This is a genomic window from Pseudooceanicola sp. LIPI14-2-Ac024 (assembly GCF_042188925.1).
Classification (GTDB): domain Bacteria; phylum Pseudomonadota; class Alphaproteobacteria; order Rhodobacterales; family Rhodobacteraceae; genus Pseudooceanicola.
The window spans coordinates 2,712,154-2,727,546 of sequence record NZ_CP170102.1 but is presented as its reverse complement, the minus strand read 5'-3'; the positions used below and the strand labels follow the sequence as shown (position 1 = coordinate 2,727,546).

The 15,393-nt window shown below is 67.4% G+C and carries 14 protein-coding genes; 6 read left to right on the top strand and 8 right to left on the bottom strand.

The annotated features are described in order from the left end of the window. Positions 1 to 8 precede the first annotated feature (8 nt). Positions 9 to 2,813: a DNA polymerase I gene (polA, locus tag ACE2AC_RS13350; RefSeq protein WP_375687792.1), complete on the bottom strand. Its 2,805-nt coding sequence runs from the start codon at positions 2,811 to 2,813 to the stop codon at positions 9 to 11. 95 nt (positions 2,814 to 2,908) lie between these two features. Further along, positions 2,909 to 3,118, bottom strand: coding sequence for a zinc-finger domain-containing protein (locus tag ACE2AC_RS13345; RefSeq protein ID WP_375687790.1), 210 nt, complete (start codon positions 3,116 to 3,118; stop codon positions 2,909 to 2,911). 110 nt (positions 3,119 to 3,228) lie between these two features. Between ACE2AC_RS13345 and ACE2AC_RS13340 the strand changes: the two genes are divergently transcribed. Then, on the top strand, positions 3,229 to 3,639 hold the full coding sequence (locus ACE2AC_RS13340) for a GFA family protein (protein ID WP_375687788.1): 411 nt from the start codon (positions 3,229 to 3,231) through the stop codon (positions 3,637 to 3,639). 30 nt (positions 3,640 to 3,669) lie between these two features. On the opposite strand, the gene ACE2AC_RS13335 is transcribed toward ACE2AC_RS13340, so the two are convergent. Together ACE2AC_RS13335 and ACE2AC_RS13330 are read right to left on the bottom strand one after the other, a co-directional pair. Beyond that, positions 3,670 to 4,050: an HIT domain-containing protein gene (locus ACE2AC_RS13335; RefSeq protein ID WP_375687787.1), complete on the bottom strand. Its 381-nt coding sequence runs from the start codon at positions 4,048 to 4,050 to the stop codon at positions 3,670 to 3,672. A 9-nt stretch (positions 4,051 to 4,059) separates the two neighbouring features. After that, complete coding sequence (locus ACE2AC_RS13330; RefSeq protein WP_375687785.1) at positions 4,060 to 5,637, bottom strand: DUF5928 domain-containing protein; 1,578 nt, start codon at positions 5,635 to 5,637, stop codon at positions 4,060 to 4,062. Between the two features lie 143 nt (positions 5,638 to 5,780). Between ACE2AC_RS13330 and ACE2AC_RS13325 the strand changes: the two genes are divergently transcribed. Then, complete coding sequence (locus ACE2AC_RS13325; protein ID WP_375687783.1) at positions 5,781 to 6,596, top strand: sulfotransferase family protein; 816 nt, start codon at positions 5,781 to 5,783, stop codon at positions 6,594 to 6,596. 26 nt (positions 6,597 to 6,622) lie between these two features. Here ACE2AC_RS13325 and ACE2AC_RS13320 read toward each other — a convergent pair whose 3' ends face one another. Genes ACE2AC_RS13320 through ACE2AC_RS13310 form a run of 3 tightly spaced genes read right to left on the bottom strand, consistent with a single transcriptional unit; the run spans position 6,623 to position 8,930 of the window. Next, entirely contained in the window at positions 6,623 to 7,738 is a 1,116-nt protein-coding gene (locus tag ACE2AC_RS13320) for a CaiB/BaiF CoA transferase family protein (protein ID WP_375687782.1), read from the bottom strand. Further along, positions 7,738 to 8,409: a DsbA family protein gene (locus ACE2AC_RS13315; RefSeq protein ID WP_375687780.1), complete on the bottom strand. Its 672-nt coding sequence runs from the start codon at positions 8,407 to 8,409 to the stop codon at positions 7,738 to 7,740. Before ACE2AC_RS13315 ends, ACE2AC_RS13320 begins: the two co-directional genes overlap by 1 nt. 14 nt (positions 8,410 to 8,423) lie before the next feature. Then, positions 8,424 to 8,930 (bottom strand): DUF721 domain-containing protein, encoded by a 507-nt coding sequence (locus ACE2AC_RS13310; RefSeq protein WP_375687778.1) that lies wholly within the window; start codon positions 8,928 to 8,930, stop codon positions 8,424 to 8,426. 140 nt (positions 8,931 to 9,070) lie between these two features. Here ACE2AC_RS13310 and ACE2AC_RS13305 point away from each other — a divergent pair, with 140 nt between their 5' ends. From ACE2AC_RS13305 to adh, 4 genes are all read left to right on the top strand, one after another. Beyond that, a complete protein-coding gene (locus tag ACE2AC_RS13305; RefSeq protein WP_375692110.1) occupies positions 9,071 to 10,132 on the top strand; it encodes an A/G-specific adenine glycosylase in 1,062 nt (353 codons plus the stop codon). Positions 10,133 to 10,139: 7 nt separating this feature from the next. After that, positions 10,140 to 11,267, top strand: coding sequence for an alkane 1-monooxygenase (locus tag ACE2AC_RS13300; protein WP_375687777.1), 1,128 nt, complete (start codon positions 10,140 to 10,142; stop codon positions 11,265 to 11,267). A 154-nt stretch (positions 11,268 to 11,421) separates the two neighbouring features. Continuing rightward, positions 11,422 to 12,393: a GAF domain-containing protein gene (locus ACE2AC_RS13295; protein WP_375692109.1), complete on the top strand. Its 972-nt coding sequence runs from the start codon at positions 11,422 to 11,424 to the stop codon at positions 12,391 to 12,393. 105 nt (positions 12,394 to 12,498) lie between these two features. After that, positions 12,499 to 14,019, top strand: a complete 1,521-nt coding sequence (gene adh, locus ACE2AC_RS13290) for an aldehyde dehydrogenase (protein WP_375687775.1) — start codon at positions 12,499 to 12,501, stop codon at positions 14,017 to 14,019. A gap of 223 nt (positions 14,020 to 14,242) precedes the next feature. Here adh and ACE2AC_RS13285 read toward each other — a convergent pair whose 3' ends face one another. Further along, a complete protein-coding gene (locus tag ACE2AC_RS13285; RefSeq protein WP_375687773.1) occupies positions 14,243 to 15,343 on the bottom strand; it encodes a site-specific DNA-methyltransferase in 1,101 nt (366 codons plus the stop codon). Positions 15,344 to 15,393 lie beyond the last annotated feature (50 nt).

The following is a 15,393-nucleotide window of genomic DNA, read 5'->3' as shown; positions in this document are numbered from 1 at the left end:
TTGGCGGCTCAATGCGCCTCGGCCCAGTTCGCCCCGGTCCCGGCATCGACCACCAGCGGCACCGCCAGCTTCACCGCCGGGTCCGCCGCGCCTTCCATCACCGCGCGGGCGGTGGCGATCAGCTTGTCCTCGGCGCCCTTCTCGACCTCGAAGATCAGTTCGTCGTGCACCTGCAGCAGCATCTTCGCGGGTTGCCCGGCGATCGCCTCGTCCATCCGGATCATCGCCCGCCGGATCACGTCGGCCGCGGTGCCCTGGATCGGCGCGTTGATTGCCGCGCGGCGGGCGAACCCGGCATGCGGCCCCTTCGCGTTGATCTCGGGCGTGTTGATCCGCCGCCCGAACAGCGTCTGGACGTGGCCGTGTTCCTTGGCGAACTCCACCGTCGCGTCCATGTAGTCCTTGATGCCGGGGAAGCGTTCGAAATACCGGTCGATGAAGCCCTGCGCCTCGGCCCGCGGGATCCGCAGGTTGCGCGCCAGGCCAAAGCCCGAGATGCCGTAGATCACGCCGAAGTTGATCGCCTTGGCCTGCCGCCGGACCTCGGGCGTCATCTCTTCCAGGGGCACGTTGAACATCTCGGACGCGGTCGCCGCGTGGATGTCCTGCCCCTCGCGGAACGCCTCCTTCAGCGCCTCGATATCGGCGATATGCGCAAGGATCCGCAGCTCGATCTGGCTGTAGTCGAGCGAGACGAGCACCTTGCCCTCCTCGGCGACGAACGCCTCGCGGATTCGCCGGCCTTCCTCCGTACGCACAGGTATGTTCTGCAGGTTCGGATCGGTTGAGGCCAGCCGCCCGGTGTTCGCCCCGGCGATGGAATAAGACGTGTGCACCCGCCCGGTATCGGGGTTGATGTGTTCCTGCAGCGCGTCGGTATAGGTCGACTTCAGCTTGCTCATCTGCCGCCAGTCGAGGATCCGCGCCGGCAGGTCATGCTCGGTCGCCAGGTCCTCGAGGACGTCGGCGGGCGTGGAATACTTGCCGGTCTTGCCCTTCTTGCCGCCGGGCAGGCCCATCCGGTCGAACAGGATCTCGCCGACCTGCGCCGGTGACCCGACGTTGAACGGCTCCCCCGCCAGCTCGTGGATCTCGGCCTCCAGCCCCGCCATCTTCTGGCTGAAGGCGTTCGACATCCGGCTCAGCGTGTCACGGTTGACCTTGATGCCAGCCATTTCCATACGCGCCAGTACGGGCACCAGAGGCCGCTCCAGCGTCTCGTAGACCGTCGTCACCTTGCGCCGGTGCAGCTGCGGCTTCAGCAGCTGCCAGAGCCGCAGCGTCACGTCCGCATCCTCGGCCGCGTATTTCACCGCCTTCTCGATCGGCACCCGGTCAAAGGTGATCATCCCCTTGCCCGATCCGAGCAGTTCCTTGATCGGGATTGGCGTGTGACCCAGGTAGCGCTCGGACAGCGTGTCCATCCCGTGCCCGTGTTCCCCGGCGTGCTGCGCGTAGGAGATCAGCATCGTGTCGTCGATCGGCGCCACCGCGATCCCGTAGCGCGACAGGATCTTGGCGTCGTATTTCATGTTCTGGCCGATCTTGAGGATGCTATCGTCCTCAAGCACCGGCTTCAGCAGGTCGAGCGCGGTGTTCAGCGCGATCTGCCCCTCGGCCAGCTCGCCGCTGTCGAAAAGCCCCTCGCCCTCGCCCGCGCGATGGCCCAGCGGCACGTAGCAGGCCGCCCCCGGCTCCACGCTCAGGCAGATGCCGACCAGCTCGGCCCGCATCTCGTCCAGGCCCGTCGTCTCGGTGTCCACGGCGACATAGCCACGCTCGCGGATCATCGCGACCCAGTCCTCGAGCCGCGCGGCATCCGACACGCATTCATAGGCGTCGGGGTCGATCGGCGGCATCTCGGGCGCGGGCGCATCGTCGCTGGCCACCGCCGCGGCAGGCGCCTCGGGAATCGCTGGCGCCTCGACGCCGGCCGCCTCCGCGATCCGCTTGGTCAGCGTGCGGAATTCCATCTTGGTCAGGAACTCCAGTAGGACCTCGGCGTCCGGTTCCTTCACCTCCAGGTCGTCCAGCGTGAAATCGAGCGGCGTCTCGCAATCCAGCTGCACCAGCTGCCGGGACAGCCGGATCTGGTCGGCCTTTTCGATCAGCGTCTCGCGCCGCTTCGGCTGCTTGATCTCGCCCGCCCGCTCCAGCAGCGTATCGAGGTCGCCGTACTCGTTGATCAGCAGCGCCGCCGTCTTGATCCCGATCCCCGGCGCGCCGGGCACGTTGTCGACGGAATCGCCCGCCAGCGCCTGCACGTCCACCACCCGTTCGGGGAAGACGCCGAACTTCTCGAACACCCCGTCGCGGTCGATGCGCAGGTTCTTCATCGCGTCCAGCATCTCGACCCCGTCACCGACCAGCTGCATCAGGTCCTTGTCGGAACTGATGATCGTCACCCGCCCGCCCGCGTCCCGCGCCTGGCAGGACAGCGTCGCAATGATGTCGTCGGCCTCGTAGCCCTCGAGCTCCTTGCAGGCGATGTTGAAGGCGATGGTCGCCTCGCGGGTCAGCGGGATCTGCGGGCGCAGGTCCTCGGGCATCGCCTCGCGGTTGGCCTTGTAGAGGTCGTAGAGGTCGTTGCGGAAGGTGTGGCTGCCCTTGTCGAAGATCACCGCGACATGGGTCGGCGCGTCGGGCCCGGTGTTCCCCTCGACATAGCGGTAAAGCATGTTGCAGAAGCCCGAGACCGCCCCGATCGGCAGCCCGTCCGACTTCCGCGTCAGCGGCGGCAGCGCGTGGTAGGCGCGAAAGATGAAGGCCGACCCGTCGATCAGGTGCAGGTGACACCCCTTGCCGAACGCCATGCTGCACCCCTCTCCGAAATCACTTCTGGCGGAGACCGGACGCCCCCCGCTTCATCGTTCCAACACGTCTTCCGCCCGCGACCGCGGCGAAAGGTTCAGGCCTTGAGGCCCGGATTTTCCGAGACCGCCGCCCGATCCTCGTACCCGCGCAGCACGTATTTCGCGTCGCAGTAGCCGCATTCGACAAAGCCCGTGTCCTCGGAGATATGCAGCCAGACGCGCGGATGGCCAAGCGCGCCCTCGCCGCCGTCGCAGGCGACCTTGTGGCTGTCCACGATCTTCACTTCGGGCGGGTCGATGGGCATGGCGGGTGATCCTTTCACTGGCGCTCCGTCGGGCCGGACTATGGTGGATCCGGCGGGGCTGGGCAAGAGCACGGGCGCGGCGTAGCCTGTCGGAAAAGGGAGAGGACTCCATGCAACTCGACGGCGGATGCTATTGCGGTGCGGTGCGCTACCGCGCGGCGGGCGAGCCGGTGTTCCGGGGTGAATGCCTGTGCCGGGAATGCCAGTACATCACCGGCGGCGGGCCGAACTTCTTCGTGATGATGAGGGCCGAGGATTTCGCCTACACCAAGGGTACCCCGGCGCAGTTCACCCGCGACGACCTCGACACGCCCCGGACCCGCGATTTCTGTCCGACCTGCGGCACCCACCTGGTCACGCGGCAACCCGGCGGGCGCACCCTGGTGGTCAAGGTCGGCACGCTCGACGACCCGGCGGTGTTCGGCGGGCCCGACATGGCGATCCACGTGGCCGACGCGCAGCCGTTCCACTGTTTCGCCGAGGGGCTGCCGCGGCACGACCGCCTGCCGCCGCGCGCGTAGGGCGGGGTTTCACCCCGCCACGCGCCCGGATCACTCCGCCTTGGCGACCATCCGGCCCATCCAGCGGCCGCCGAGGATGTGCAGGTGGAAATGCGGCACCTCCTGCACCCCGTGTTCGCCCGCGTTCGAGATGAATCGCGCGCCTTCGCCGACATCGGCCGTGACGTCCATCTGCCGGCAGATCGCCGCCACCGCGCGGTTGAAATCGACGATCTCGGCGTCGCTCGCCGTCTCGGCGAAGTGGTCGTAGGTCACGTAGGGCCCCTTGGGGATCACCAGCACGTGCACCGGGGCCTGCGGGCGGATGTCCTCGAAGGCCAGCGTGTGCTCGGTCTCGAGCACGGTCTTGTTCGGGATCTCGCCCCGCAGGATCTTGGCAAAGATGTTCTGGTCGTCGTAGGCGTAGGCCATGGTGGCTCCTCAATCGGCAAAGAGGTCGCGGCTCTCCGCGATCTTTCGGGCCGCATCCTTGGGGATCGACAGGAAAGCCGCAAGGGCCTCTGCGTTGGCCTCGGGCGGGGCGCCTTCGCGCAGCGTGCCAAAGCGGGCAAAGCCCGCGTCGTGCAGGCGGTCGACCTCGGACGCCATGTCGTTGCGCAGGGTCGGCACCAGGCGGTCCAGCGCCTCGGGCGGGGTCGCGGCGCCCGCGAGGCCGATCCGCCGGGCATGGGCGATCGCCTGCGCATCGCTGAAATGGCAGTCGACCAGCAGCAGCCGCACCAGCGCCCGGTCGGAACAGAAGTCGCGCAGCAGGTCGAGCCCGCGGGGATCGAGGCAGATCACCAGCCGGTCGCCCTGGTAGAAATCGAACAGCATCCGCACCAGCGCCCGCCGGTGCCGGGTGCGTTTCTCCAGGCTGCTCTCGATTCCGCCAAGGGCGGGCAGGGGGGTCGCCTCTTCGTCGAAGAGGTAATCGACCGCCGGCAGCCCCGTCGCCTTGCGGATCGCGGCCACCAGCCGCTTGGCCACGGTCCATTTCTTGCAGATCACGATCATCAGCTCGCGGTCGCGGCCCAGCGAGCTTTCCGTTTCCCAGAACCGCATCCCGAACCGCCGCCCGATCCGGCCCTGCCCGGTCAGGAAGGCGTGCAGGCGCGGTCCCTCGTCGCTGATCGCGAAGTGCACGCCGCGCGCCGCCCAGAGCGTGCCGAGCCGGCGCTTCAGCTCCTCGGCCTCGGGCGAGATCTTGCGGGCGAACAGGTAGTCCTGGCTCAGCAACAGGTCGTAATGGTCGTTGTAGAACGTCGCCGGCATCCCGTAGTCCGTGAACATCAGGAAGGTCAGGCTGCGGTTGCGGATCTCCTCGTCGGGGACGAGGTGGCGCACGATGGTCTGAAAGAACGTCTCGTCCGGGATCCACGTCGTGCGGAAGAACCGGACCACGTCGCGCCGCTGGCGGGCAAAGTCCAGCACCGCCCCGAGCGTGTGGCGGCGCAGGCACCACCACTGGCTGCCGACCCGGATGTCGAGGTCCGCGGGCGGCTGCCGCGTCAGCCCCAGCCGGCGCTGCAGGTCGGTTGCGGCATAGAACAGCCGCTTCTGGCTGCGTTCGTTGAACCAGTGGCGATAGATCAGCCGCTCCTCGCGGAAGCCGGTCTTGATCCAGCCGCTGTCGAAGTAATCGTGGCTCTCGATATGGTCGCAGTCCGCCCGGTCGAGCAGCTCGTGCGCGAACTCCGCCGACTTGATCGCCATGCAGTCGCCCGAGATCATGTGGAAATGCGTGGCCTCGGGAAACGCCTCGAGCGCGGCTTCGGCCGCGTTCATCGTGGCCTGCACCAGCGACCACTCGCCCCAGCCGCATTTGACCCTGTTGCGGGCGAAAACGACGTTCTCGTTCCCCTCCAGCGCACGCCGTATCCGCTGGTAGTCCCCCGTGGGCGCCCGCCGGTCGAAATGGATCGCGGTGAAATCGCCGGTCGCCGTCAGGCGCTCGGCCTGCCGGACGATCGCCTCAGGGTCCTTGTGGCAGAGCAGTATGAAGGCGATCCTGGCCATGTCCCCCGCGGGTAAGTCGGCAACGGTCCGGTTGTTTCTACCTTGTTAGGCCTCCGGTTTCGTTGATCAAATAGACTTGGTTTGCTTTTTCCGCGCACGATGTGGAAAGGCCGCGCCCCTGCCCGGCCCGAGGAGAGCATTGCATGGGATTTCCCGGCACCTGGATGACCGAGAGCGAGAGCGTCGTCTACCGCGTGGTGCCGAAATGCGCCTGCTCGACCATCGGCCAGATCCTCTACTACTCCGACCACGGCAGCTTCTTCGACGGCGACATCCACGACGCGACCGCCGGTCTGCACAAGTGGGGGATCGAGGCGAGCCAGCCGGTGATCGAGGCCAACGTCACCGCGCACCGTGCGCCCGCCTTCACCTGCGTCCGCAACCCCTACAGCCGCATCCTGTCGTCCTTCTTCGACAAGATCTGCGGCATCCAGCGCAACGGCAACCGCTACCGCGGCAACCTGGTGCCGATGCTGGTGCAGCAGTACGGGGTCGCGGTCGGCGGGCCGGACGGCACCGAGGAGTTCGACCAGGTCGCCAGCTTCCGCCGCTTCCTGCTCTTTGCCCGCGACACCATCCGCTGGCGCAAGCCGATGGAGCCCGACATCCACTGGTCGGCCATGTCCGGCCACATCTCGACATTCGTGCAGAACGGCGGCCGCTACGACGCGATCTTCTGGACCGAACGCTTCGACGAGGGGATGCAGGGCGTGCTCGACCGGATCGAGACGCCGCATCCCGTCGACCTGGCCGCCATCCCCCGTTTCAACGAAAGCGAGGGACACGGCCCGAAACGCGCCCACCCGGTCGAGGATTACTTCGACGACCTCTCCCGCCACCTGGTCTACGAGATCTACAAGCGCGACTTCGAGCTCTTCCGCTATGACACCGACCCGGCGAACCGGCAGCCGGTGGGGCAGATCGACCTCGACGAGGTGCACGCCAAGCTGGGCGACTGATCCGCGCCCGAAGGCGCGGACCGCGGTCAGGCGTCGTGTTCGCCCAGCGTGGGCGAGGGCGTGACCAGCTTCTGCTCGGCACCCGAGAACTGGAAGGGCGAGCGGACCGAGGGCACGCCGTCCAGCTCCACCTTCATGCCGCGCGCCACGACATGCGGATCGGCAAAGACCTCGCCCATGTCGTTGATCGGCCCGGCGGGCACGTTGTTCGCCTCGCAGGCGGCCAGCAGGTCGGCCTTGGCAAAGCCCTTGCAGGCCTCGGCCAGCAGCGGGATCAGCGCGTCGCGGTTGGCGATCCGGTCGCCGTTCCTGAGGAACCGCGGATCGTCCTTCAGCCCGGACAGGCCCAGGATGTCGCACAGCCGCTGGTACTGCCCGTCGTTGCCGGTGGCGATGATCATGTGCCCGTCGGCGGTGGCAAAGACCTGGTAGGGCACCACGTTCGGATGGGTGTTGCCGGTCCGGACCGGGGGCGTGCCGCTGGCAAAGTAGTTCATCGCCTGGTTCGCCATCACCGACACCGCGCAGTCCAGCAGCGCCATGTCGATGTGCTGGCCCTTGCCGGTGACATTGCGCTGCTGCAGCGCCGCCAGGATCGCGGTGGCCGAATAGACCCCGGTGAAAAGGTCCGTGATCGCCACGCCCGCGCGCAGCGGCTGGCCGTCCGGTTCGCCGGTGATCGACATGAACCCCGACATGCCCTGGATGATGTAGTCATAGCCGGGACGATGCGCGTAGGGGCCGGTCTGGCCGAAGCCGGTGATCGAGCAGTAGATCAGCCGCGGGTTCAGGTCCGACAGGCTGGCATAGTCCAGCCCGTACTTCTCCAGCCCGCCGACCTTGAAGTTCTCGATCAGGACATCGGCGTCCTTCACCAGGTCGCGGACGAAGGCCTGCCCCTCGGGGGTGCGGAAGTCGCAGGTCACGCTCTGCTTGCCGCGGTTGCACGAATGGTAATAGGCCGCCGTCGTCTCGCCGTCCCGGGTGATGTGCGGCGGGCCCCAGGTGCGGGTGTCGTCGCCCTGCGGCGCTTCGACCTTGATCACCTCGGCGCCCAGGTCAGACAGCGTCTGGCCGGCCCAGGGGCCAGCCAGGATACGGGCCAGTTCGACGACCTTCAGGCCGGCAAGGGGCGTCGCCATCAGCTTTCCAGCGCCTCGTCGAGCAGGGCCTTCAGGTCGTTCCAGTTCATGTTGGAATGCTTCTTGCCGTCGATGAACAGCGTCGGCGTGCCCGAAACCTCGTCGGCCGCGGCGTTGGTCTCGAACCAGCTGACCAGTGCCTTGGCATTCTCTTCGTCGGCCAGGCATTCCTCCATCTGCGCGTCGGTCAGGCCGGCGACGCGGCCGATCTTGCGCAGGTTGTCGGCGATGGCAGCCGGGGTCTCGCCGTTCAGCCAGTCCTTCTGCTGCTCGTAGAGCATCGAGGAAATGCCGAAGAACCGGTTCGGATCGCAACGGGCGATCATCGCGGCCCAAAGCCCGAAACGGTCGAAATAGACGTCGCGGTAGACGAACTTCACCTTCCCGGTGTCGATGTATTCCGACTTCAGCTGCTGGAACGGCCCCTGGTGGAAGCTAGCGCAGTGCGGGCAGGTGAAGCTGGCGTATTCCATCACCGTGACCGGCGCGTTCTCGTCGCCCATCACCATCTCGGTGATCCCCGAGGTGTCGGACACCAGCGTCGGTTCGGTGGTGGCAGACATGATCTGCGTCATCGCCGGGCCCTGCTGCTGACGGGTCAGCCAGAAGCCGCCGAGTGCGCCAACCGCGACAACGGCGCCGCCGCCGAGAATGAGAGTGCGTCGATCCAAGATGCGATCCTTCCTTACGATTTGTCTCTGCCTAGAACATTCTGGCCAAGCGCCTCAAGCGCGGCTCTAAGCCCGTCGTCCCCGACACCGCCCGCCACGTCCCGCGCCGCCGCCTGGGTGGCGGCGTCGGGGGTCTTCGGCCCGGGTGTCTTCGGCGTGGAAAAGGCGACCTGCCCCTCGGCGAACCCGGTCGAGGCGGTCTGGGTGATGCGGATGCGGGCGATGGCGTTGTAGCCGTAGGCCGCGTTGACCTTCTGCCGCAACTGTTCCTTCTGCATCTCGACCAGCGGCGCGCGCGCCCCGTCGGTCAGCAGCGTCAGGGTGGCGCCAAAGTTCTGGCGTCCGTATTTCACGTCCACCGGGCGGGCCATCTGGGCCAGCTCCGGCCCGGCGATCTCGTCCCAGTGGGTCAGGAGTCGGGTGACGGCGAAACCGCGGCTCTCGCCGGCACGGCGGATGCGGCCCTCCAGCAGGCTGGCGGTGCGCTTGAAGCCGTAGGTGGTCGTGCTGCGGCGGTTCATCACTTGCGTCCCTCGTCTGCGCCCTATTCTAGTGACCAAGCGGGCAAGGGCCAGCAAGGAAATATTCAGGAGGATAAAGATTGCGTGACGGGGTGTTAGCAGCGGAATTGCTGGGCTGGTACGACGATCACGCGCGGGTCATGCCCTGGCGCGTCGGTCCCGCCGACCGCGCCGCCGGTGTCCGCCCCGACCCCTACCGCGTCTGGCTGTCCGAGGTGATGCTGCAGCAGACCACCGTGGCCGCGGTCAGAGACTATTTTAGGCGTTTCACCGATCTCTGGCCCACCGTGGCCGACCTGGCCGCGGCCGAGGACGGGCGCGTGATGGCAGAATGGGCGGGCCTCGGCTACTACGCTCGCGCCCGCAACCTGCTGAAATGCGCGCGCGCGGTGGTGGCCGATCACGGCGGGGTGTTCCCCGACACGCGCGCGGCGCTGCTGACCTTGCCGGGGATCGGGCCCTACACCGCCTCGGCCATTTCCGCGATCGCCTTCGACCGGCCCGAGGTCGTGGTCGACGGCAACGTCGAACGGGTCATGGCGCGGCTTTTCGACATCCACACGCCGCTGCCCGCCGCCAAGCCCGAGCTGACCGAAAAGGCCGCGCTGCTGACGCCGGACAGCCGACCGGGCGACTACGCGCAGGCGGTGATGGACCTCGGCGCCACGATCTGCACGCCGCGCAGCCCGGCCTGCGGCATCTGCCCCTGGCGCGATCCCTGCGCCGCCCGGGTGGCAGGAACCGCGGCCGTGCTGCCGAGGAAGACCCCGAAGAAGGCCAAGCCTGTGCGCCACGGTGTCGCCTACATCGCGCGGCGGGCGGACGGTGCGCTGCTGCTGGAACGGCGCGAGGAACGCGGGCTGCTCGGCGGCACGCTGGGCTGGCCCGGCAGCGACTGGGTGCCGGTCGACCAGCCGATGCCCGACGCCCCGCCGCCGGTGGCGGGCGACTGGCGGAAACTGCCGGCCGAGGCGCTGCATACCTTCACCCATTTCCACCTGCGGCTGACCGTTTTCTGCACCGACGCGATACCGACGCAATACCGACGTGATACCGACGTCCCGTCCGCAGCGTTAAGGCCCGGGCAACAGGGGTTCGTCGCGCCGCAGGATTTCCGGCCCTCCGACCTGCCGACGGTGATGCGCAAGGCATTTGACCTCGCCCGCGGCGCGTTGGAGAATGAGGGGCGTAACCCGTTGTGAGGGCACGATGACTCCGTCCGAAACCACCTCGAGCTTCGCCCACGCCCTGCCGTTCGGCCTGTCGCTCTTGACGGTGCCGCTGGCCTGGATCGGCGCGGTCTACGGCGGATGGACGGTGATCCTGATGCCCGCCTACGTCTGGTGGGTCGTCACCGGAATGGACGCCCTGATCGGCGTGACCCTGGAAAACGCCGACCCCGACACGCCCGATGACGAACTGCAGTGGTACCGGATGTTAACGATGATCTGGTTCCCTGTGCAGGCGTTCACGGTGTTCACGCTGATCGGCTATGTCACCCACACCGATCACCTCAACTTGCTGGAAACGCTGGCTCTTTTCTTTGGCGTCGGGGTGATGACCGGCTCCATCGGCATCGTCTATGCGCATGAGCTGCTGCATCAGAGCGATCGGGCCGAACGCTGGCTGGGCGACCTTCTGCTGGCCAACGTGCTCTATTCCCACTTCCGGACCGAGCATCTGCTGGTCCACCACGTCAAGGTCGGCACCCCCGAGGATGCCGTCACCGCCCGCTACAACGAAGGATTCCACCGCTATTTCCTGCGCGTCCTACGCGACTGCCCGCCCTCGGCCTGGAACGCCGAAAAGCGGCGGCTCGCGCGGGCGGGCCGCCCGGTCTGGGATCACCGCAACCCGTTCTGGCGCTACGCCGCGCTGCAACTCGGCATGCTGCTGCTGGCGGCGCTGGTCGGCGGATGGGCGGGGCTCGGCCTCTTCGTCTTCCAGGCCTTCGTCGCGGTCTGGCAGCTCGAGCTGACCAACTACATCGAACATTACGGCCTGACCCGGAAGTACCTGGGCGACGGCCGGTACGAGCACGTGAAGCCGCGCCATTCCTGGAACGCGGCGCACAAGGTGTCGAACTGGATGCTGATCAACCTGCAGCGCCATTCCGACCACCACACCAAGCCCGACCGCCGGTTCCCGCTGCTCCAGACCTATGGCGAGGACGAGGCGCCGCAGCTGCCGCACGGCTATCCGATGATGGGCCTGATCGCGCTGGTCCCGCCGCTCTGGCGGCGGCAGATGAACCCCCGCGTCCGGGCCTGGCGGCGGGCGCATTACCCGGAAATCGAGGACTGGACACCCTACAAGACGGGCGTGCACGCGGGCTGAAACCGCGAAGATCCCCGCATCAGTCCCTGTTTCCGCCCCCGGTCGCCCCCCGATCCGCCGACGCGCGTTTTGCCCGCTTGACGGATCGTCACCGCCGCGTAGCATTTCCCCCACCGGGCTGCCCCCGCAGTCCCGTCGCCCGTGGGAGGAGACCATCGCGACGTCGAAGACACATGTTGAGCGGGTCCTGACCTCGCTCGCCTCAGGTTCGGCCGCGGCGCGGTCGCGCCTTGCCGCGTCGTGGCAGCGGTCGTTCCAGACCCACGGCCTCGACCCGGCGGGGGCGCCGGCCTGCGGGCGTGTCGGCGGCGAGGACCTGCGCGACAGGCGGGCCGCCAACGACCGTTTCCTGCGGATCGCCGCGCCGCGTCTCGACGGGCTCTTCGGGCTGGTCGGCCATTCCGGCTGCAGCGTGCTGCTGACCGACGCCGAGGGGATCGTGCTGGAACACCGCTGTTCGGACGGTGATGCCGACGTGTTCCAGGCCTGGGGGCTCTGGCCCGGTGCCGACTGGAGCGAGGCGGCCGAGGGCACCAACGGAATTGGCACCTGCCTGATCGAGAAACGGCAGGTCACCATCCACCGCGACGAACATTTCCTCGCCCGCAACATCGGCATGTCCTGCATGGATGCGCCGATCTACGGCCCCGACGGCACGTTGATGGCGGCGCTCGACGTCTCTTCGGCCCGCAGCGACCAGACCGAGGGGTTCAACCGCCTGATCGGCGCGATGGTCCAGCAGACGGCCCAGCAGATCGAATCCGACACCTTCCGCGCGGCCTTTGCCGGGCATCGCATCGTGGTGGCCGAGGGCGACGGATCCTCGCTGCTGGCCGTGGACCGCGACGACCTTGTGGTGGGCGCCTCGCGCGCGGCGCGCAAGTCGTTTGGCCTTGGGGCCAGCGGCGCCATCGCCCCGGTGCCCGCCACCGACATCCTCGGCCGCGACGGCGAGGTGCGCGGCTTTGAACGCGGCGAACGCGCCGCCGTCCGCCGGGCGCTGGCCCGGTCCGGCGGCAACGTGTCCGAAGCCGCCCGCGCGCTCGGGATCGGCCGCGCGACGCTCTATCGCCGGATGCAGCGCCTCGGCCTTGCTCAAAACGGCGGCGACCTGTCTCAGAACTGAGACAGGCGGCCCGCGCGACCCGGGTCACCCCCCGTTACAGGCGCCCCGCGTCCCCGCATCCTCCACCCGATCCGGCCCCGCGCCGGTCAACAGGAGGAGATCACCATGAACGAGATGACCCAGCTTGCGGCAAGCTATGCCTCGCCCTTCAAGGCCCGTTACGACAACTTCATCGGCGGCCGGTTCGTCGCCCCGGTGAAGGGCCAGTACTTCGACAACATCACCCCGATCACCGGCGCCAAGGTCTGCGAGGTCGCCCGCTCGACCGCCGAGGACGTGGAACTGGCGCTCGACGCCGCCCATGCCGCGAAAGAGGCCTGGGGCAAGACCCCCGCCGCCGAACGCTCGAACATCCTGCTCAGGATCGCCGACCGGATCGAGGAGAACCTCGACCTGATCGCCGCGGCCGAGACCTGGGATAACGGCAAGCCGATCCGCGAGACCACCGCCGCCGACATCCCGCTGTCGGTCGACCACTTCCGGTACTTCGCCGGTGTCCTGCGCGGACAGGAAGGCACGATGTCCGAGATCGACGCCGACACCGTGGCCTATCACTTCCACGAACCGCTCGGCGTCGTGGGCCAGATCATCCCGTGGAACTTCTCGGTCCTGATGGCCGCGTGGAAGCTGGCGCCCGCGCTGGCGGCCGGCAACTGCGTCGTGCTGAAGCCCGCCGAACAGACCCCGGCCGCGATCATGGTGCTGGTGGAATGCATCGCCGACCTGCTGCCCGACGGCGTGCTGAACATCGTGAACGGCATGGGCCCCGAGGTCGGCGGCCCGCTGGCCGAAAGCAACCGCATCGCCAAGATCGCCTTCACCGGGTCGACCGAAACCGGCCGCATCATCATGAAGGCCGCGACCAAGAACCTGATCCCCGTCACGCTCGAGCTGGGGGGCAAGTCGCCCAACATCTTCTTCTCGGACGTCATGGCGCAGGATGACGCCTTCCTCGACAAGGCGGTCGAGGGCTTTGTCCTCTTCGCCTTCAACCAGGGCGAGGTCTGCACCTGCCCCAGCCGCGCGCTGATCCAGGAAGACATCTATGAAGCGTTCATCGCCCGCTGCATCGAACGGGTGAAGGCGATCCAGCAGGGCGATCCGCGCGACATGGCCACCATGGTCGGCGCACAGGCCAGCCGGGAACAGCAGGACAAGATCATGTCCTACCTGACCATCGGTGTCGAAGAGGGCGCCGAGGTGCTGGTCGGCGGCGGCGCCAAGGTGCTGGGCGGAGAGCTGGCGAACGGCTTCTACATCCAGCCGACGATCCTCAAGGGCCACAACAAGATGCGGGTCTTCCAGGAGGAAATCTTTGGCCCGGTCGTGTCGGTGACCACCTTCAAGGACGAGGCCGAGGCGCTCGCCATCGCCAACGACACGATGTACGGCCTCGGCGCCGGGGTCTGGACCCGCGACGGCACCCGCGCCTACCGCTTTGGCCGCGAGATCGAGGCCGGCCGCGTCTGGGTGAACAACTACCACGCCTACCCGGCGCATGCGGCCTTTGGCGGCTACAAGCAGTCCGGCATCGGGCGCGAGACGCACAAGATGATGCTCGACCACTACCAGCAGACCAAGAACATGCTGGTCAGCTACAACCCGAACAAGCTCGGTTTCTTCTGACTCCTCGCAGAACCGAAGTTCGGGACACCCAGCGGGCCGGATCCTCCCTCCGGCCCGCCTTTTCTTTTGCCAGGGTCCGTTCGTCCGTGCGTCCGGCCCGATGCCAGCCCCCTGTCGCCAGCACAGCGCACCAAAAAAAACCCCGCCTCTTGCGAGGCGGGGCATAGGTGCACGTCGCGCGCGGATATGCGCGACGCTGGCGGTGTTCAACTCGTGGATTGGCTCAGTTCATCTCGGCGCGGATCTGCTGGCGCAGCAGGTCGATCGGGACGGTCTTGCCGTCCTTGCGGAAGCACCAGTAGGTCCAGCCGTTGCAGGACGGCGCGCCCTCCAGATGCGCCCCGACCTGGTGGATGGAGCCCTTGACGTCCTCACCGATCAAGGTGCCGTCGGCGCGGACCTTGGCCTTGTGACGGCCGTTCATGGAATACAGTTCCTCGCCCGGGCGCAGCATGCCGCGTTCGACCAGCTGGCCGAAGGGCACGCGCGGCTCGGCGCGTTTTCCGGTGGTGACCTGAAGCGCCTCGCGGTCGTACTTGCGGACGTTCTTCAGGCGCTGTTCGGCGACCTTGCGATAGCTTTCCTCGCGCTCGATGCCGATGAAGTGGCGGCCCAGCATCTTGGCGACCGCGCCGGTGGTGCCGGTGCCGAAGAACGGGTCGAGCACGACGTCGCCGGGGTTGGTCGAGCCGACGAGGACGCGGTGCAGCAGTGCCTCGGGCTTCTGCGTCGGGTGGGCCTTGTCGCCGTTGGCGTCCTTGAGCCGTTCGCCGCCGTTGCAGATCGGGATCACCCAGTCCGACCGCATCTGCACGCCTTCGTTCAATGCTTTCAGCGCCTCGTAGTTGAAGGTGTACTTCGCGCCTTCGCCCTTCGAGGCCCAGATCATCGTCTCGTGCGCGTTGGTGAAGCGCTTGCCGCGGAAGTTCGGCATCGGGTTCGACTTGCGCCAGACCACATCGTTGAGGATCCAGTAACCCTGGTCCTGTAGAGCGGCACCGACGCGGAAGATGTTATGGTACGACCCGATCACCCAGATCGCGCCGTTCGGCTTCAGCACGCGGCGCGCGGCGGCCAGCCATTCGCGGGTGAACTTGTCATAGGCCTGGAAGCTGGCGAACTGGTCCCAGTGATCGTCGACGGCATCGACGCGGGAATTGTCCGGGCGGTGCAGGTCGCCGCGCAGCTGCAGGTTATAGGGCGGATCGGCGAAAATGAGGTCGACGGAGCTTTCGGGGAGGGCGTTCATAGCCTCCACGCAATCACCCGCAAGTATACTGTCCAGCGGCAGTTCACCTGCCTTCTGCGTTCTGGTCTTTGTCATTTTCTGCCTCGTGCTCGGCGCGGTTTGCTGCGCTCGATTTGTTGAGGGAA

Bases quoted from the DNA above. Each gene is read 5' to 3' on its own strand.
- polA (WP_375687792.1), bottom strand. From the start codon at position 2,813: ATGGCGTTCGGCAAGGGGTGTCACCTGCACCTGATCGACGGGTCGGCC.
- ACE2AC_RS13345 (WP_375687790.1), bottom strand. From the start codon at position 3,118: ATGCCCATCGACCCGCCCGAAGTGAAGATCGTGGACAGCCACAAGGTC.
- ACE2AC_RS13340 (WP_375687788.1), top strand. From the start codon at position 3,229: ATGCAACTCGACGGCGGATGCTATTGCGGTGCGGTGCGCTACCGCGCG.
- ACE2AC_RS13335 (WP_375687787.1), bottom strand. From the start codon at position 4,050: ATGGCCTACGCCTACGACGACCAGAACATCTTTGCCAAGATCCTGCGG.
- ACE2AC_RS13330 (WP_375687785.1), bottom strand. From the start codon at position 5,637: ATGGCCAGGATCGCCTTCATACTGCTCTGCCACAAGGACCCTGAGGCG.
- ACE2AC_RS13325 (WP_375687783.1), top strand. From the start codon at position 5,781: ATGGGATTTCCCGGCACCTGGATGACCGAGAGCGAGAGCGTCGTCTAC.
- ACE2AC_RS13320 (WP_375687782.1), bottom strand. From the start codon at position 7,738: ATGGCGACGCCCCTTGCCGGCCTGAAGGTCGTCGAACTGGCCCGTATC.
- ACE2AC_RS13310 (WP_375687778.1), bottom strand. From the start codon at position 8,930: ATGAACCGCCGCAGCACGACCACCTACGGCTTCAAGCGCACCGCCAGC.
- ACE2AC_RS13305 (WP_375692110.1), top strand. From the start codon at position 9,071: ATGCCCTGGCGCGTCGGTCCCGCCGACCGCGCCGCCGGTGTCCGCCCC.
- ACE2AC_RS13300 (WP_375687777.1), top strand. From the start codon at position 10,140: ATGACTCCGTCCGAAACCACCTCGAGCTTCGCCCACGCCCTGCCGTTC.
- adh (WP_375687775.1), top strand. From the start codon at position 12,499: ATGAACGAGATGACCCAGCTTGCGGCAAGCTATGCCTCGCCCTTCAAG.
- ACE2AC_RS13285 (WP_375687773.1), bottom strand. From the start codon at position 15,343: ATGACAAAGACCAGAACGCAGAAGGCAGGTGAACTGCCGCTGGACAGT.